The sequence below is a fragment of the Campylobacter sp. CFSAN122748 genome (assembly GCF_045277125.1).
In the GTDB taxonomy this organism is placed as follows: Bacteria; Campylobacterota; Campylobacteria; order Campylobacterales; family Campylobacteraceae; genus Campylobacter_D; species Campylobacter_D jejuni.
Genome location: NZ_CP116953.1, coordinates 555429 through 573083, shown reverse-complemented (window position 1 = coordinate 573083; position 17655 = coordinate 555429). Strand labels below are relative to the sequence as shown.

Annotated in this window: 14 protein-coding genes, 2 tRNA genes and 5 pseudogenes; 6 read left to right on the top strand and 15 right to left on the bottom strand. The window is 30.0% G+C overall.

The genetic code is table 11. The annotated features are described in order from the left end of the window. Positions 1-30 precede the first annotated feature (30 nt). From tatB to queA, 3 genes and pseudogenes are all read left to right on the top strand, one after another. A pseudogene (gene tatB / locus OT390_RS03065) lies at positions 31-446 on the top strand (Sec-independent protein translocase protein TatB). Further along, complete coding sequence (tatC, locus tag OT390_RS03060; RefSeq protein ID WP_002852171.1) at positions 439-1176, top strand: twin-arginine translocase subunit TatC; 738 nt, start codon at positions 439-441, stop codon at positions 1174-1176. Before tatB ends, tatC begins: the two are co-directional and overlap by 8 nt. Next, a complete protein-coding gene (gene queA / locus OT390_RS03055) occupies positions 1169-2197 on the top strand; it encodes a tRNA preQ1(34) S-adenosylmethionine ribosyltransferase-isomerase QueA (protein WP_002859950.1) in 1029 nt (342 codons plus the stop codon). Before tatC ends, queA begins: the two co-directional genes overlap by 8 nt. Here the strand turns inward: queA and lpxD are convergent. From lpxD to OT390_RS03030, 5 genes are read right to left on the bottom strand one after another with little or no spacing between them, the layout of a single operon-like run. Continuing rightward, positions 2186-3151: a UDP-3-O-(3-hydroxymyristoyl)glucosamine N-acyltransferase gene (gene lpxD, locus OT390_RS03050; protein WP_002852180.1), complete on the bottom strand. Its 966-nt coding sequence runs from the start codon at positions 3149-3151 to the stop codon at positions 2186-2188. The genes queA and lpxD overlap by 12 nt on opposite strands. Further along, positions 3148-3612: an acetolactate synthase small subunit gene (gene ilvN, locus OT390_RS03045; RefSeq protein ID WP_002852211.1), complete on the bottom strand. Its 465-nt coding sequence runs from the start codon at positions 3610-3612 to the stop codon at positions 3148-3150. Before ilvN ends, lpxD begins: the two co-directional genes overlap by 4 nt. Next, positions 3609-5309, bottom strand: coding sequence for an acetolactate synthase large subunit (locus OT390_RS03040; RefSeq protein WP_002887659.1), 1701 nt, complete (start codon positions 5307-5309; stop codon positions 3609-3611). Before OT390_RS03040 ends, ilvN begins: the two co-directional genes overlap by 4 nt. A 17-nt stretch (positions 5310-5326) precedes the next feature. Further along, positions 5327-5770, bottom strand: coding sequence for a GatB/YqeY domain-containing protein (locus OT390_RS03035; RefSeq protein ID WP_002852081.1), 444 nt, complete (start codon positions 5768-5770; stop codon positions 5327-5329). 11 nt (positions 5771-5781) lie between these two features. Beyond that, complete coding sequence (locus tag OT390_RS03030) at positions 5782-6801, bottom strand: bifunctional 3,4-dihydroxy-2-butanone 4-phosphate synthase/GTP cyclohydrolase II (protein ID WP_002852104.1); 1020 nt, start codon at positions 6799-6801, stop codon at positions 5782-5784. A gap of 92 nt (positions 6802-6893) precedes the next feature. Here OT390_RS03030 and OT390_RS03025 point away from each other — a divergent pair. Together OT390_RS03025 and OT390_RS03020 are read left to right on the top strand one after the other, a co-directional pair. Next, positions 6894-6968: transfer RNA gene (locus OT390_RS03025), tRNA-Gln, on the top strand. A 34-nt stretch (positions 6969-7002) separates the two neighbouring features. After that, a tRNA-Met gene (locus tag OT390_RS03020) sits at positions 7003-7078 on the top strand. A gap of 21 nt (positions 7079-7099) precedes the next feature. Here the strand turns inward: OT390_RS03020 and OT390_RS03015 are convergent. The 9 genes and pseudogenes from OT390_RS03015 to OT390_RS02975 form a co-directional block, all read right to left on the bottom strand. Next, positions 7100-7973, bottom strand: a pseudogene (locus OT390_RS03015) (helix-turn-helix transcriptional regulator). Next, positions 7970-9036 (bottom strand): annotated as a pseudogene (locus tag OT390_RS03010) (HP0729 family protein). Before OT390_RS03010 ends, OT390_RS03015 begins: the two co-directional pseudogenes overlap by 4 nt. Before the next feature lie 8 nt (positions 9037-9044). Continuing rightward, positions 9045-10517, bottom strand: a complete 1473-nt coding sequence (locus OT390_RS03005; protein WP_394535931.1) for a hypothetical protein — start codon at positions 10515-10517, stop codon at positions 9045-9047. Positions 10518-10527: 10 nt separating this feature from the next. Beyond that, entirely contained in the window at positions 10528-11994 is a 1467-nt protein-coding gene (locus OT390_RS03000) for a hypothetical protein (protein WP_002896194.1), read from the bottom strand. Then, positions 11994-12290 (bottom strand): hypothetical protein, encoded by a 297-nt coding sequence (locus tag OT390_RS02995; protein ID WP_394535932.1) that lies wholly within the window; start codon positions 12288-12290, stop codon positions 11994-11996. The genes OT390_RS03000 and OT390_RS02995 overlap by 1 nt, the downstream gene beginning before the upstream one ends. Positions 12291-12448: 158 nt before the next feature. Beyond that, a complete protein-coding gene (locus tag OT390_RS02990; RefSeq protein ID WP_074470967.1) occupies positions 12449-12739 on the bottom strand; it encodes a DUF3944 domain-containing protein in 291 nt (96 codons plus the stop codon). Positions 12740-12816: 77 nt separating this feature from the next. Then, a pseudogene (locus OT390_RS02985) lies at positions 12817-13022 on the bottom strand (hypothetical protein). Continuing rightward, positions 13013-13615: pseudogene (locus tag OT390_RS02980) on the bottom strand (hypothetical protein). Before OT390_RS02980 ends, OT390_RS02985 begins: the two co-directional pseudogenes overlap by 10 nt. Before the next feature lie 62 nt (positions 13616-13677). Next, on the bottom strand, positions 13678-15054 hold the full coding sequence (locus tag OT390_RS02975; protein ID WP_032587550.1) for a replicative DNA helicase: 1377 nt from the start codon (positions 15052-15054) through the stop codon (positions 13678-13680). A gap of 153 nt (positions 15055-15207) precedes the next feature. Here OT390_RS02975 and OT390_RS02970 point away from each other — a divergent pair, with 153 nt between their 5' ends. After that, on the top strand, positions 15208-16137 hold the full coding sequence (locus OT390_RS02970; protein WP_002859085.1) for a DUF2860 domain-containing protein: 930 nt from the start codon (positions 15208-15210) through the stop codon (positions 16135-16137). Between the two features lie 47 nt (positions 16138-16184). On the opposite strand, the gene OT390_RS02965 is transcribed toward OT390_RS02970, so the two are convergent. Next, a complete protein-coding gene (locus OT390_RS02965) occupies positions 16185-17513 on the bottom strand; it encodes an MATE family efflux transporter (RefSeq protein ID WP_052786418.1) in 1329 nt (442 codons plus the stop codon). Positions 17514-17655 lie beyond the last annotated feature (142 nt).

The window sequence follows — 17655 nt, the reverse complement described above, 5'->3', positions numbered from 1 at the left end:
TTAAAATATCAAATCAAAGAGTAATGATTAATGAGTTTTGGTGAAATTATAGTTATTTTAGTTGTAGCGATTTTAGTCTTAGGACCTGATAAACTTCCAGAAGCTATAGTACAAATAGCAAAAATTCTAAAGGCTGTAAAACGCAACATAGATGATGCAAAATCAAGCATAGAAAAAGAAATACGCATCAATGACTTAAAAGAAGAAGCTAAGAAATACAAAGATGAATTTTCAAGCACTAATGAAAATATACGCAAAAAACTCAGCTTTGAAGAATTTGATGACCTTAAGAGAGATATTTTAGATAAAACAAAGGTAGATTTAACCTTTGATAGCAGAGATGATAAAGTAAAAAATAACCTTAGCGAACAAAATTTAAATACAGAAGAAAAACCAAATCTTACCAGATTAGAAACACAAGATAAAACGGAAAAATAAATGTTTGAAGAATTAAGACCTCATTTAATAGAACTTAGAAAACGCCTTTTTATAAGCGTTGCTTGCATTGTAGTTATGTTTATTGTATGTTTTGCCTTGCGTAGCTATATCTTAGATATTCTAAAAGCTCCACTTATAGCTGTTTTACCCGAAGTAGCCAAACATGTGAATGTAATTGAAGTACAAGAAGCCTTATTTACCGCAATGAAGGTTAGTTTTTTTGCAGCCTTTATCTTTTCTCTACCTGTAATTTTTTGGCAATTTTGGAAATTTGTAGCTCCAGGACTTTATGATAATGAAAAACGCCTTGTAGTGCCTTTTGTTAGCTTTGCAAGCATTATGTTTGCCTTTGGGGCTTGTTTTTGCTATTTTGTTGTAGTGCCTTTGGCTTTTAAATTTTTGATTAATTTTGGTTTAAATGAAGATTTTAATCCTGTGATTACCATAGGAACTTATGTAGATTTTTTTACCAAAGTTGTTGTGGCTTTTGGCTTAGCTTTTGAAATGCCTGTAATTGCCTTTTTCTTTGCTAAAATCGGACTTATAGATGATAGTTTTTTAAAACGCCATTTTCGCATAGCTGTTTTAGTTATTTTTGTTTTTTCAGCCTTTATGACTCCACCTGATGTTTTATCTCAATTTTTAATGGCAGGACCACTTTGCGGACTTTATGGACTTTCTATTTTAATTGTTCAAAAGGTAAATCCTGCTCCAAAAGATAAAGAAAGCGATGAATAAAGACTTACTTCTTTCAAGCTATGATTACACTCTAGCTAATGAACTCATAGCCAACTATCCTACAAATCCAAAAGAAGATGCTAGGCTTTTGGTTTTTGATCGCAAAAACAAAGAAATTTTTCATACTACTTTTAAAAATTTACAAGACTTTTTACCCAACTGCGCGATTTTTTTCAATGATACCAAAGTTATTAAAGCAAGAATTTATGGCAATAAAGCAAGCGGAGGAAAAATAGAGCTTTTCTTGCATCAACCTTTTTTAAATTCTCACAATCCGCTTTTTCTAGCTCAAATTAAAGGGCGCATTAAAAAAGATGAAATCTTATATTTTAAAGATGATTTAAAAGTACGCGTTGTAGAACTTTTAAATGATGGTCTTCGAAAAGTTCAATTTTTTCAAAATGATAAAACCTTAGACACCTCAAATCTTTACAACCTGCTTGACAAGATAGGACATATACCCTTGCCTCCTTATATTAAAAGGGAGGATGAAAAAAGTGATTTGAAAGATTATCAAAGTATCTTTGCAAAAAATTTAGGCGCAGTGGCTGCTCCGACTGCAAGTTTACATTTTAGTGAGACTATGCTTGAAAATTTAAGAAAAAAACACGAAATTTATCATTTAACCTTGCATGTAGGAGCTGGAACCTTTAAAAGCGTGGAATGTGAAAATATACAAGAGCATAAAATGCATAGCGAATTTTTTAATATTCCGCAGCAAGCATGTGAAATTATAGATTCTAAACAAGCTATTTTAGGCGTAGGAACAACGGTAACAAGAACCATAGAATATTATACAAGAACTAAAACAAAAAATGGTTTTTGTGATCTTTTTTTACACCCACAAAATCCACCTATAAGACAAAATCATCTTTTAACCAATTTTCATTTACCAAAATCTACTCTTATCATGCTAGTTTCAGCTTTTATCGGTAGAGAACAGTGTTTAAAACTTTATGAACTCGCCATAAAAGAAAAATATCGCTTTTACTCTTATGGCGATGCGATGTTAATCTTGTGATTTTTCTTTAAAATTTATTGCTATTTTAGCTTGAAGTTTTAGCCAATCTTTTTGAAGCATGATAGGAAAACCTCCATAAACACGCCCGCCTTCTAAATTTTTACTCACACCGCCTCTTGCAGCTATAGTACTAAAATCGCCTATTTTTAAATGTCCACTCGTTGCACTTTGACCACCCATAATAACATTGCGTCCTAACTCACTTGAACCTGAAATTCCAGTTTGTGCCACAATGATACAATTTTGACCTATATTGCAATTATGTCCGATTTGAACTAGATTGTCTACCTTAGTACCTGCTTTGATAATAGTACTATCAAAAACTGCTCTATCTATAGTTGTACAAGCCCCCACTTCTACAAAATCTTCTAAAACCACATTGCCATTATGATAAATTTTATAATGTTCGCCGTTTTTATTGTGCGCATAACCAAAGCCATCGCTTCCTATTACACAATTGGCAAGCAAATGACATTTTTTACCGATTTTAGTATCATTATAAATCACTACATTAGGATGGATAATACTCTCATCACCAATGCTGACATTATCGCCTATATAAGCTCCCGCCATAATGATTACATTTTCACCGATATTTACATTATCACCTATATAAACATTAGGCATGATTCTTGCGCTTTTTGCGATATTTTGTACTTTTTCTTTAGCTGTGCTTATCAAAGGTTTAGCAAAAAGCTTGCTTAAAAAAGCAAAACTCAAATGTGGACTTTGAGTAATCAAAGCTTTAGTATCTTTAGGTACTAAATTTTCATATTCTTTAGATACTAAAATAGCAGCAGCTCCTGTGTGAGGTATATCTTTGGTATTTTTCTCACCATCACAATAAGTAAGCTCTGTAAAATTTGCTTTCAATAAAGAATTTAAAGCACTGATTTCTATATCCTCGCCTTTATATTCCAAGCTTAAAAATTCTGCTATTTCACTTAATTTCATTTAATCTCCATCAAAACAGATCCACTGCGAACTATATCACTAGGATTGTATTTTTTAATTGTTTTTAAAAAATTATCAATGCGATTTGCATCATCAGCAACCATTAAAAACAAAAAATTTTCATTGCTATTTGCAATAGTACCATTATAAGCTTTCAAAACGGCATCAAGTCCACCTAAATTTTCATTTAAAGGAATTTTCACTAAAGCCATTTCTTTGTCAATAAATTCTTCACTTTCTATCACTTTATAAGTAGGAATGAGCTTATGAAGTTGTTTGACTATCTGCTCAAAAGTTCTTTCATTTCCTGAGGTGACTATATTAATACGAGAAAATTCTTTATTTTCCAAAGGTGCTACTGTAAGCGAGTCAATATTATAACCTCTTCCTGAAAAAAGTCCTACTATACGAGATAAAACCCCATGCTCATTTAAAACAATTACCGATAAAACCCTTCTCATTGTCTATCCTTTGCCTTTGGTAAAATCATATTATAAATCGCACCTCCTGCAGGCACCATAGGTAAAACATCTTCAAAGCGATCAATTTTTACATTTAAAAGAGAGGTTTTATCACTTTTTAAAGCTTGGCTAAAAGCTTGAATGAATTCTTCTTTGTTTGAAATTTCATAACCTTCACAACCAAAACCTTGGGCTATTTTGATAAAATCAGGCTGAGTGCTTAAATCAGTTTGTGAAAAATGCTCTTTATAAAACATACTTTGCCATTGTCTTACCATACCTAAAAAGGCATTATTTAAAATAATATTTATAGTTTTTATACCATACTCATAGGCAGTCATAAGCTCTTGGATATTCATTAAAACCGATCCATCGCCTACGAAATTAATCACCACTTCTTCACCCACAGCAAGCTTTGCACCCAAAGCAGCAGGTAAAGAATATCCCATAGTTCCTTGCCCTCCACTTGTTGCAAGTTGTCTTGGATAATTAAAAGGATAAAACTGTGCCACCCACATTTGATGCTGACCCACATCGGTAATAATCCTTGCATCTGGAGCCATTTTCGCACATTCTTCAATCACCCATTGCGGTTTTAAAATCTCATTGCTATCTTCATAAGAAAGCGGATAAAGTTCATTATAACGCTTTAAAGTTTCATGCCATTCTTTAAAAGTTGTGTTGAAATTTTCCTTTTTAAGCTCTTCTAAAAGCTCTTTAAGAACTTCTTTAATATCTCCTACTATAGGATAATGCGCATTGATAATCTTTGAAATAGAACTGGGATCAATATCAACATGAACTATAGTCGCATGTTTAGCAAATTCACTTGTTTTTCCTGTAATCCTATCATCAAATCTCGCTCCTACACTCACAAGCAAATCACACTCACTTAAAGCCATATTAGCAGCATAGCTTCCATGCATGCCTGCCATTTTAAGATTAAAAACATCATCACTTCTTAAAGTTCCAAGCGCCATCAAAGTTTCAACTGCTGGAATTTTTGTAAATTTTATAAGCTCTCTGATTTGCTCGCTTGCATTAGAACTGATGCAACCTCCACCTAAGTAAAACAAAGGTCTTTTTGCTTCTTTTAAAAGCTCTGCAAATTTTTTAATTTGCTTTGAGTTACCCTTATAAACGGGCTTATAAGTCTTCATGGAAATTTCTTTAGAGTATTCCCAAAGTCCCAAAGTTGCACTTACGTCTTTTGGCACATCTATATGCACAGGCCCAGGTCTACCACTTCTTGCTATATAAAAAGCCTCTTTTAAAATGCGTGGAAACTCTTCTATACAAGTAACTAAATAATTATGCTTTACACAAGGTCTTGAAATGCCTACTGCATCAATTTCTTGAAAAGCATCTGTACCAATAAGAGAATTTGCCACCTGCCCTGAAATCAACACCAAAGGGATAGAATCGCTATAAGCCGTAGCTAGACCTGTAATAGTATTTGTAAAACCTGGTCCGCTTGTAACTATAGCTACGCCCACTTCTCCGCTCATTCTTGCGTAAGCATCAGCAGCATGCAAAGCCGCTTGTTCATGACGCACTAAAATATGTTTAAAATACTTTTGATTGTAAATTTCATCATAAATATTAAGCGCAGCGCCTCCAGGATAACCAAAAACAATTTTAACATTTTCTTCTTTTAAAGCCTCGCAAATCATTGCCGAACCGCTTAACTCTTTCATAATAACACTCCAAAAAATTATTGTAAAAGCTCTTTAAGTGCTAAATTAAGTCTTTTGCCATCAACACTCGCACCTAATTTTATTTTAGCTTCTTTCATTACCAAACCTTGTTCTTTTAGTGAACTTACGCCCAATTCTTCTATAAGTTGTTTTAAGGCTAAAGTTAACTCCTCATCACTTAGTTGTTTAGGCAGATAAATTTCAAAAAGACTTATTTCATTTTGTTCTTTTTGTGCTAAATCTTCACGATTTGCCTTAAGATAAAGTTCGATTGCGTCTTTGCGTTTTTTGATTTCACTTGCAATGATTTTATAAATTCTTTCATTATCCAACTCTATTCTTTCATCCACTTCTATTTGCTTAAAAGCTGCATTTAGAGTTCTTAAACTATCTCTTTTAAAATCATCTTTTTGTTTCATTGCCTCTTTGATATCGTTTAAAATTTGTTCTTTTAAAGTCATTTTTTTCCTTTTTAGTTAAAATTACAAGCTTTAAGATTTAAACCAAAACCTTCTAAACCTATATAGTCTTTATCACAACTTTGAGATAAAAGTTTAATTTCTTCTATACCAAAATATCTTAAAATCTGTGCTCCTATACCATAGTTTTTGTATTGAGTAGTACTGGATTTTTCTCCTTGCATGAAAACTATAACGCCACCATTTTCACTAAGAAATTTGATTTGCTCTAAAAGTTTTGAAAATTTATCTGAAGTTAAAAGCTCAAAATCACTACCACTGATATGAAATTTAACATTTTCACATTTTTTGATATCTTTAAAGCAAAAAGCTATGTGTTGGGTTTGATTATGATCACTAAAGATAAATTTTTCTGCTTTAAAGCCTGCTAAAACACTTTGACTTTTTTCTTCAAGCTTAATAAGGCTTTCATGTTTTAGGCGATATTCTATAAGATCGCTTACGGCTATCATATTTAAATCATGTTTTTGGCAAAAAATTTCTAGATCTTCTCTTCTTGCCATATCTCCATTATCTTTTACAATTTCACAAATCACACAAGCACCTTTTAATCCTGCTAATTTACAAAGATCAACCGTGCCTTCTGTATGACCTGTGCGTTCTAAAACCCCACCTTTTTTTGCGATTAAAGGATTGATATGCCCTGGTCTTACAAAATCACTCGCCTTAGCATTATCATCGGCAAAAATTTGTATAGTCATATTTCTTTCATAGGCGCTAACTCCCGTTGTAGCATCTTTTGCATCTACGGTTATAGTAAAAGCAGTTTCGTGGTTTGAAGTATTTTTAGGCACCATTAAAGGAAGTTCAAATTTTTTTGCCAAAGTTTCATCTAAGGCTACACAAACCACACCACGAGCTTCTTTTATCATGAAATTTACTTTTTCTTGAGTGCTAAATTGCGCAGGAAAGATTAAATCGCCTTCATTTTCTCTATCTTCTGCATCTACCATAACAAGCATTTTTCCTGCTTGTAAATCCTTAATCGCTTGTTCTACGCTAACAAATTTCATTTTTATTTCCTTAAAATTTTTAAAATTATAACTTAAATTGCTTGACAAATAAATTAAAATTCATTATAATCACACTTTTAAAAAATATTTATTGGGGTATCGCCAAGCGGTAAGGCAACAGGTTTTGGTCCTGTCATTCAGGGGTTCGAATCCCTTTACCCCATCCACTTCTTATTTTATATTTCAAAGTATCTTATATGCCGCGAAGTAGAGCAGTGGTTAGCTCGTCGGGCTCATAACCCGAAGGTCGGGAGTTCAAATCTCCCCTTCGCAACCAGTTAAGGATTTAAAATAAATTTTATTTAGATAGATTGTTTAAATAACTTTTTAAAATATCTTCTAGCCGTATTTTCAGTTCTATAGGAGCTAGAATTTTTATATAAGGAATCCACTGTTTAACCAAGATGTAAAATTTCATCTTCATAGGAAACTTGAGTGCTTAAAGTATAGCTTGTTTCATCTTTATCAATGATTTGATAATTGCTTAGTATTTCTTTTCTAAAAAAATATTCCTTAGCATTTTTATCAAGTTTTAAAATCACTTCTTTGCTTTCTCCAAGCCAGATATTAGGATCATTTTGGATTTGTTCCTCAAGTTTTTCACTGGGAATAAAATTTTCATTTTTAGTGCGAAGTTTTGAAATTTTATCTAAATTAAAATGTTTTAATTTATCGTTTTCATCCCCTAAAAGATACCAAATTCCCTTGTAATTTACGAGTTTGCAAGGTTTGATTTGGCGTTCTTTTTCCTTATAGAAAAAATTTAATACATTGTGTTTGAGTATAGCCACACTAAGATCTTTAAAAAGCTCATAATCCACCTTTTGAAAACCTTCATTTTTTACCATCAAAACTTTATTTACCCTATGGCTTAAAAGATCAACTATAAAGCCTTGATCGAGTTTTGGATAAAGCTCAGCAATGCCACTTAAGGTGGCGAAATTCTGTATATCTTTAAAGCTTAATTTTCCCAAAGCAAAGCTTTCTAAAACATATCTTCCATTTTCTTTTTTAATAGGCATAAAAGTAAGTCTTTCGTTAAGATCTCTTTGTATGGTTCTTGTATCGACATTAAACTCTTGCGCAAGCTCTTGGGCACTTAGACTTTCTCCATTGTTAAATTTTGATAAAATCTGCACCAAGCGTATGCTTAATTTGTCGTATTCTTTCATGAAATTTCCTTGTGGGTTAAAATGCTTTTTAACAAGCTTACACCTTCTATGCCTAAAATTTCATTTCTAAGTTTTTTGACTTCATTTAAACTTGGGGCTTTTGCATGAACGGCTTCATTACGGATTTCTTGAATGAGAGTAAGACTTTTTGAAAAAGGATAATTGATAAATTGAGTTAAACTTTTTCCTAAATGATATTGGATATTTTCATGTCTGAGTAGAAATTTAATACTTCCAAGATTAGGCTTTTGGGTAAAAAAATCTTTAAGTATAAAAGATTTGCCTTGGACATTATAAGCTAAATCATAAAGGCTAGGATCTTTCATACAAGCTTTTAAAAGAACTTTTTTGGCAAAAGCGTAAATTTCATATTCTAAGGTTTCGGAGTATTTGACTATAATGCTTGTAAAATCATTTAAAAGATCGTTTTCGCTTTGTAAAAGCTCTAATTCTGCATGAATGATATTGCTTATGCTATCAGGGTGCAAGAGATAAAAAATCCTTTTGCCAAAAACAAAGCGTATGAAATTTTCTTGCATGGCTAGGTATTCTTTGCTTTTATACACGCTTAGATAATGCTTTTCATCTCCTAAAAAATAAGAACACTCTTCTTTTAATCTCACAGGCAAAGGATAGGTGTAATTATTGCCATAAATGGCATAGGTGTGATCGTTTGGGGTGATGAAATTGGCTAAAAATTTATCTCTTAAAAGACTAAAATCTTCCCTGACTAATTCTCTTAAATCACTGATGATAAAAAAGTCTTCCACTTCTAAATTTTTTTCTTTATAATAACTAGGAATCAAACTTTCATCGACATTTTTAGAAATTTTTACCACCTTAGCGACAAATAAATTAGCATAATCGCTTAAAAAAGTTGCAAGAAATTTTCTTCATTTGTACTTTGGTAAATTTCTTCTAAGAAATTTTGCTTTTCTTGATCGTTGAGTTTTGATTTGATTTTGCCAAAGGCAACTTGGGATTTTTCTTGTAAAATGCTTAAATGTTGCTTGATGACATCTTCTTGATAGTAGGGATTATAAAGGATTAAAAGGTGGTTCATGCTTTGCCTTATTTTAGGATTTCTTTAAAAGGCTTAGATTTATTATGAGCTTCAATTAATAAAATTTTACAAGTGTCATCTAGATATTTTTCTAATTTTTTATTATCTATTTTTCCATTATTATATAATATATAAATTTCTTTAAGAATTAAAGTGCTAAATCTTATAACATTAATTAAATTGATTTCAGAAAGGAAAACTACCGGATTTGTTATAGGATTTTTACTTTTTATCCATGCACCACCAGTATCAATTAATAAAAAAGTACCAGATCCTATTAAAAGCATTTTATTTAATTCAGGTATGTCATCTTTTGGTATACATTCTTTCCATTCTTTTTTGTGGTAAAATTTAGCTTTTATTATATACATAAAACGAATTAGCATTTCATTAATCATAACAGGAATAGACATAGTAACTCCATGCCTAAGATCATATCCTTGTTCAAAAACTTGGGTTGCAATTTGTGCTAGTGTTTGTCTATGTTGTCCAAAATTTCCAAAATCACAAAGTAAAAATAAATTATAAAAAGGCATAGGAATGCCTGCACCTCTTTCCTTTCCTCCACTAGATCCACACCAATCAGATGCTAAATGTCCAAACCAATTAAAAAATCCACAAAATATTTTAGCAATAAAATTTCCCCCTTGTAATTCAAAAGTATTTGTATCTATGGTTATGATTTTTCCGTTGCTGACAAAAGTTGAAGTATTGGTAAATTGATTTACTATAGATACAAATAACCCGAAAATATCTGGAGAGTGACCTATGCTTTTTAAATGATGATTTTTCATACTTAAATTATCTACTTTTCCATTTGTTCCATTTCTTCCGTTTGTAGTAGTTTGATCATAATTAATTTTAAATTTGTTTTCCAAAAACGCTATAACACTTTTAGTTAAATCTTTGTTTTTGTCTAATGCTTTTTGCTTATCCCAACCACATAATTGTGCAAATTTTTGAGTCATTTTTTCTACCGTCTTATCTACCTTTTTTCCTAGATAGCTATCTTTAGGATTTCCAACTAAAAAAATGTCCATAATGCCAGCTATTGCTCCACATGTTATTGCTATTAAATAATCATACTTATCGCACTCTGCATTTCTATGGGTAAATTCATCTTCAATTCTTTTTTTAACATCTGATAAATTTGAATAAGTGGTCAAAAATTTTAAAGAATCTTCATTTGAGTTTATTTTTTTTAAGTTTAAATATTTTTCAATTTCTTGACAATATGTTTCCCAATTGCTATAAGTGTTAAAAAAATTTTCCAATGAATCGATTGATTGATTTTCCTTATATTCTATATTGCTCAAATTTTGATTTTTTTCTGTGATACTATTTTGAATCTGTTCTATGGTTAAACATTGTTCTTTGATATTTTTTTCAATTTCGGATAATTTATTTTGTATTAAAAAGATTTGTTGTTTTTCGGCTAATATAGCCTTTTCTATTTTGGTGTTTTCTTGTATTTTATCCATAAAATTATCCTTATAGATTTTTTAATTTAAAAAAATTTGAAAGTTTTTCTAAATCTGACGAAGAAAGATTGTCATTGCGCTCATACTCATGAGTATTTTGATTATAGGTATAGTATTGTTCTATAAATTGAATATCATCTTCTTTTAGATGATTATTTATTGTTATCAATGAAAGCGTTTCTGGGCAATATAAAAGTTTTTCCCTTTCTTTAAAAGTTTCATTATTTTTTGAAGCCAATTTTAATAATTTTATTAATTCTTGTAAATTTTGTGTATTTGTATTACATTGCTCAATTAAATTATTGATGATATCAATAATTTGGGTAATTGTTTTTTGATTTTCTTTGAGAATTTCTTGAATAATAAAAAGACGTAATTGTTGTTTGTTTTTATTGTGATATTTTTTTGAAGAATCAATTAGTGGTAATTTTATTAATTCCCCAAATCCTAGTAACTCCATAATTGATACAGACATGCCAATTGTCATTCCTGAAAGATATAAACCGTTTAATGATATATTATTTTTTGTAGCTGTTTCGGATATAAAGTTAAAAATTTGCTGAATTTCTTTATTATCGTCTAATATTATTTGATATTCTTTTTTAATGATTTCTTTTATCCAATAGATTTCTTTAAGGTCTTTGATTTTAAAAATGTCTTTGTTTTCATACAAAAAATTATAAATTTTATTATCTTCAAAATCTATATCAATTAAGTCTTTTATTAGTGAAATTAAAATATATTTGAATTGCATAAATCTAGATTCTTGTTTTATGATGTTTAGCAAATCTTCAAAACTAGAATGTTTATTATGTAAAAAATCTTGTATTTTATACCTTGTTTCTGAAGCAACATTAATTTTATTCATTAGAGCAAAAATTTTGATTGATCTTTTTTCATCTAAAAAACCGTATTGATCTAATATTATTTTAATAATAACTTTTATATAGTTTTCTTTAATACTTTCGTTTGTTTTTTCTAAGGCTTGTGGAAACATACTTTCATTTTTAAAACTTTCTATGTTATTTTTTGAAGTTAAGATGTGTAAAAAATTTATTATAAGCTCATCATTTTCTTCTATGTAGTTTTTCTTTTTGAAATCATCAAATGAAAGATAAGATGTTCCAAGATTATGAAAAGATATGGGAAATTTGATGTCTTGAAGAGTTGTTGTTTTTTCAGGTAAGGATTTATTTGCCTCTTTGAAATCTTCATAGTTGATTTTCATTAAAACTTCATCTTCTTTTCTTTTAAAGATAACTTCTTTGCCAGTAAAACATATTCCGGTAGTTTTGCTAAAATAATTAAAGGATGTTGAGGTATCATAAAAAGCAATAATGTGTTCCGAAGATACCTTAAATATCTTCGAAATTGTTGTAATTTCTTGCTCTTGCATATTGAAAACAAGTTTTATTTTTTTTGTATTTAATGAATTTTTATCAATATTTTCTATGATAAATTGGCAAATATTTTCCATTAATGCATTTCCTTGTGTTTAGTTTTTGTATTGTGTTTTAGTCTTAAAATTATAATTTGAAGTACTGCTGGTATAGTAACCCTATAGGCTGGGCTAGCTAAATCCAATGCAGTCCATGTGGTCATAATTGTCCAACCTACCGGACCAGAAAAAAGACTTAAAGCTCTTGTAAGTGTTGCATTTGCCGCAAGAGATAAACCTCTTCCTAGTAAAACTTTCATAACTTGATTTGCAACTATTACTGCAATTTGATAGCTTTTAAATCCACCTATTTTAATAAGAGATTGCAATCCCATTACAACTGTTTGTTTATTAATATTAGAAATGCCAAGTTCGAAAATATTTACAAGTTCTCTTAATGTATTTTCATCTTGAGAATTTTTTAACTCTTCTTCTATTAATTTGCATAAAAGTGATGTTTCTATGGAGTTTGTGCTTTCATTTTCATCAAATTTTACATCAAATTTTTTGCAACATCGCGTAGAATTTCATTATATAAAACTCCACCACCTCGAAATATATTAAGAATACTATTTCCTCCAAATTTTTGAAATTCTTCTAAAATGAGTTCGATATATTCTTTATGATCTGGATAATGTTTTTTATAAAGATCATTATTGGTTAACTCTTCAGTAAAACGAACTTTCCCGTCTTTATCATGGGTTAAAATTTTTACAAGCTCATCGAGTTCTGGACTGCTTAATTCTTTTAAGAATTCTAAATCTTTATCATATCTGTAGGCCATATTTTCTCCTTGTTTTTAAAATTTTTAACTTTGTATTTTATCAAATCCCCCCCCCCGTCAAGGGAGAAGTGAAATTTTTAAGTTTTACGCCATAGCACTAGCGCTAAAATTGTGATTAAATATATAGCGCAAAATATTATATTATAAGGATAAGGTTGCATAGAAAAAAAATAAGTATCGCTATGCCAACAAAAACCATAAACGCTATAAAATACAAACTACACATCAACACTATGGCAACAAAGCCAGCTATAAGGCTTAAAATTCCAAGCATTATTCCCATTGTTTATTCCACATAGGAGAACTCCACATAGAAGGAAAAATATACTGAGGAAAAGTTTAAAATTTTGTTTGCAGATAAAATCTCTGTGTTTTTCTCTCCATGCTTTCGCTTATCATTTTTACAACCGCTAAGTCATTTTTTTCGCTTTGTGTTTCCAAAAAAGCACTTAAGCATTCAAATTTTTTAGCATAGTCGATTACTTTTATCATTTGATCTTTATAAGACGACAAAAGAAATTCTGTTTTATGATTATTTTTAGAGGTAAAATTTTGCTCAAATTCTAAAAATTCCTTAGAATTAAAATATTTTGAAAAGCCGCTATAACACTCCATACATTCGCAAAGAAATTCTTGAATTTGATTTTTCTTTTGTTCGATTTCAAGCTCTCTTTTGAGTTTGTATTCTTCGGTATTGATCATATCTTTACAGCTTGGAACAATAGCATGTGTATCAAATTTTCTTTCTGGCTTGGATAATTTTTCGTATAATTTTTTTATGCCATATCCTGTAGCTGTAAGAGCTATACTACCAAATGCGATTTGTTTTAACATTTTCTCTCCTTGTTTTAAAATAACAAAGAAAGTATAAAACACCCTTGCGACAGGTTGTGTCGTAAAAAATAACTTTAAAATATTAAAAACTTATTTTATTAAAGCTAGCCTGTAAATTCAGTAGTTTCATAGCCTATAGGTTTATCTACAAAACAAGATTTTTCTTTTAAAAATACAACTTCTATAGTTCCAACAGGTCCATTTCTATTTTTTCCAACAATAATTTCAGCATTTTCTTGCATAGGATTTGGTATAAAAAGCCTTTGATAAGCTTTGCCTTCAGCTTTAGCTTTATTCTCTCTTTCTTTTTCTTCTTGTTCTCTATAAACCTCATCACGATATACAAACAAAATAGCATCCGCATCTTGCTCTATAGCTCCACTTTCTCGCAAATCACTCATCAAAGGACGCTTATTTGCCCTTTGCTCTAAGCCACGATTAAGTTGTGAAAGTGCAATAATAGGTATATCAAGCTCCCTAGCCAAAAGCTTAAGTCCTCTTGAAATTTCACTAACTTGCAAATGTCTATCATTAAAATTTGAATTACTCATCATAAGCCCTATATAGTCAATCACACAAAGTCCTATACTTTCATCTTGAGATTTTAAACGCCTTAAAATAGCCCTTACATCAGCAATAGTTGCATAACCACTATCGTAAATATATAATTTCTTTTGACTATAATCATTGCAAGCATCTCCTAAACGCTCCCATTCATCATCGTTTAAATCTGCAGTTAAAATTTTTTGCAAAGGAATAGAAGTTTTAGAAGATAGCATTCTTTGCATGATTTGAGTTGCAGGCATTTCAAGAGAAAATAAAGCCACGCCTTTTTTTTGTCTTAAAACCTTATCAATGAAATTTAAACAAAGAGTTGTCTTTCCCATACCTGGACGCGCGGCGATTATTATAAGTTCACCCCCTTTAAAGCCTTTTGTCATTTTATTTAGACCTTCAAAACCTGTATCAAGCCCTATAATACCTTTATTTTCTAAAGTTTTTTGCTTTTTAAATTCTTCAAAAAGTTCTGATATTACCATATCAACATCTTTAATATCTCTAGAATTCACACGATTTGTAATGCTAAAAATTTCTTTACCAATTTCATCTGCGATTTCACTTACAGCACGATCTTCATTGATACGAGTTGGCAAAAGATGTGCAAAACTCAAGAGTTGTCTTTTTACGGACTTTTCGTGAAGTTCATTTACATAAGCAGGCAAATCTATCATAGAAGGAGTGGCAAGAATTTCTGCTAAAATTTGCTCATCTATTTTTTTATGTTTTCTTAAAAAACTTACAGAAATGGGCTCTTTGTTATTACTACAAGCTATAACCGCTTTAAAAATATCTTGGTGAGCTTTAAGACTAAAATCTTTTGGGCTAATATCACCTGCTATACTAGCATAAGCTTCTTCACTCATGATACAACTGCTTAAAATAGCTCGTTCTAAATCCAAGTCATAATACTCTTGCTGCACTAAATTTCCTTATAAATATAAATTAATTCTAAAAATTCTATCTAAAAAAACTTAAATTATAAAACTTAATTTTTTTATAAATATTTAATGTAATATTAGTTACAATTATAAATGTAATTTAATTACAAACAACAAACATTTCAAGGAGAACATTTGAAAAAATATTTATTTTCCTGTGTTTTAGCCTCCATTTTAACCCAATCAGCTACGGCTGTAGAATTTCAAGAAGGTTTTAGTGGAAATTTAAGCATAGGTGTGGGTGCAAGGGATATTAAAAGTAATATTTCAACCTTGGCAAACAGCGATTATCTAAGCAGTCACAATGCTGATAATTCAGACTCCTCTTTCATTCCTTTTATCGGTGCAGAACTTTACTATGGTAATCTTATAGATAATGATAGAATTTTTATTAAAAACTACAATGGAAGAGATATCAGCGGTATAGCTTTAGGCTACGAAAGAGCTTATTTAGAGCGTTTTAGCACTTCTTTTTCTGTAATTTCCTCTTTAAGAGAAAAAGCTTATGCAAATCCTTATGTAATAGGAAATAGAGAAGAAACTGATGTTGATAGATATGGTTTTAAAATCTCTCAACTTTATGAAAGTGATTTTGGGAAATTTACCACTTCATATTTATTTAGCAAAAACAAATATGATAAAGACACTATTGCACAAAGCTCTTTAAAAAGGGAGGGATATTATCACGAAATTGAATTAAACTATAATTATAGCTTATTAAACCTAGGACTAAATTATGATTACAATGATGCAGACGGAAAAGCTCAAAGCTATTCAAGATATGGTTTTAGTATAGGAACAAATTTGGCTTTTGCTAATGATTACATCTTCACTCCAAATTTAAATCTTAGCAAATATGAAGCAGTAGGAACTGATCCTATCTTCCACAAAAAACAAGATGGTAATATAGTTAAGCTTAATTTAAAAGTTGTTAAAAATCAATTTTTGGGTTATAACGGACTTTATGGTTTTGCAAATTATGGCATAGAAAAAAGAAATAGCGATATAGGATTTTATGATGAAACCTATCAAATTGTCCTAACTGGTATAGGATATAAATTCTAAAAATTATAAAAAAGCTCCTTTGATAAAATTTAAAAAAGATCTATCTCCTATAAAAATAGATCTTTAAAAATTCTTTTAAGAAAAATCCAAGCTAAAATCAAAACACAAAATTCAGCAAAAAATGGACTTAGCCATACTCCATTTAAACCCATAAAACAAGATAAAAACAAAAGAAAAAACAAAGGTATAAATAAATTTTGCGCCAAACTTAAAACCAAAGAAAAGCTTGCCTTATTAAAAGCTGTCAAAAAAGAACCACTTAGAACATTAAACCATGCAAAAAAATAATTAAAAGCAAAAAGCATCAAAGCTGTATAAGCAAAAGTTTTAAATTCTTGATTGTTTTCTTTTGTAAAAAGCGTGATTAAATTTTCTCCAAATATCAATATAAGAACTATAGAGAATAAAGATAAAAATCCCCCTGCAAAAAATACCACTTTTACAATAGCTTTGATTCTTGAAAAATCTTTTTTAGCATAGTTGTAACTAAGCGCAGGCTGCATTGCATCACCCATAGCAATAATAAGCATTATAATAAAACTATCAATATATAAAACTATAGAAAAGGCTGCCACGGCTTGAGTATCAGAAATTTTTAATAAAACAAAATTTGCAAAAATACTATATAAAGATCCTGAAATATTGCCAAAAAACTCACTGCTTCCGTTATAAAGAATATTTTTAAAAATTTTTAAATTCATGTATAGGCTTGAAATTTTAAGCTCTAAATTTTGAAACAAGAAAGGAAAAATTCCAAAAATACCACCTAAAACAAGCCCCAAACAAGTTGCAAGAGCAGCTGAAAATAAGCCCCAACCCAACTCGACTATAAAAATATAATCAAGCACTATATTGCTTAATGCTATAATCACATTCATTACCATACTATAAGCAGTTTTTCCGCAAATTCTTAAATAATTATCCAAAGCAAAAGAAAGCATAGTAAAGGGCGCAAACAAAGCAAAAACAAACATACATTCTTTAGCCATCGTTTTAATCTCATCGCTAACATTTAAACAATCAATCAAAACAGGTCCTAAAAAATACTCTAAAATTCCAATAAAACAAGAGATTATAAAAATAATCAACATACTTGAGCTAAATATCTTTCTAGCTAAATTCTTCTTGCCTAAACCTAAATGCATAGAAATTTGCACTGCTGATCCTATGGCTATCATATCAGCCAAAGCAAAAGACATCATGATAAAGGGAATAATCAAGGCTAGTGCCGCTAAAGCATCACTTCCTAGATATTTTCCAACAAAAATTCCATCAACTATATAATAAAAAGAAATAAAAGCCATGCTTATAACATTTGGCACGGCACATTTTACAAAAAGCCTAAAAGGGCTTAAGGTGCTAAAAATACTTGACATAATAATCCTTAAAATATTTAAAATTAAAAATATTTTAAACCGCTAATAAAATGCCAAAAGTCCTAGTATGTAAGAATTTAAATAAAGTAATTTCGCAATAAGTTTATTAATATTTATTTTATTTTGCATATGAATTTTCTAG

Coding starts and splice junctions, on each gene's coding strand:
- OT390_RS02995 (WP_394535932.1), bottom strand. CDS start 12,290: ATGGGATTGCAATCTCTTATTAAAATAGGTGGATTTAAAAGCTATCAA.
- OT390_RS03035 (WP_002852081.1), bottom strand. CDS start 5,770: ATGACTTTAAAAGAACAAATTTTAAACGATATCAAAGAGGCAATGAAA.
- queA (WP_002859950.1), top strand. CDS start 1,169: ATGAATAAAGACTTACTTCTTTCAAGCTATGATTACACTCTAGCTAAT.
- OT390_RS03040 (WP_002887659.1), bottom strand. CDS start 5,309: ATGAAAGAGTTAAGCGGTTCGGCAATGATTTGCGAGGCTTTAAAAGAA.
- OT390_RS02990 (WP_074470967.1), bottom strand. CDS start 12,739: ATGGCCTACAGATATGATAAAGATTTAGAATTCTTAAAAGAATTAAGC.
- tatC (WP_002852171.1), top strand. CDS start 439: ATGTTTGAAGAATTAAGACCTCATTTAATAGAACTTAGAAAACGCCTT.
- OT390_RS03000 (WP_002896194.1), bottom strand. CDS start 11,994: ATGGAAAATATTTGCCAATTTATCATAGAAAATATTGATAAAAATTCA.
- OT390_RS02965 (WP_052786418.1), bottom strand. CDS start 17,513: ATGTCAAGTATTTTTAGCACCTTAAGCCCTTTTAGGCTTTTTGTAAAA.
- lpxD (WP_002852180.1), bottom strand. CDS start 3,151: ATGAAATTAAGTGAAATAGCAGAATTTTTAAGCTTGGAATATAAAGGC.
- OT390_RS03030 (WP_002852104.1), bottom strand. CDS start 6,801: ATGAAATTTGTTAGCGTAGAACAAGCGATTAAGGATTTACAAGCAGGA.
- ilvN (WP_002852211.1), bottom strand. CDS start 3,612: ATGAGAAGGGTTTTATCGGTAATTGTTTTAAATGAGCATGGGGTTTTA.
- OT390_RS03005 (WP_394535931.1), bottom strand. CDS start 10,517: ATGGATAAAATACAAGAAAACACCAAAATAGAAAAGGCTATATTAGCC.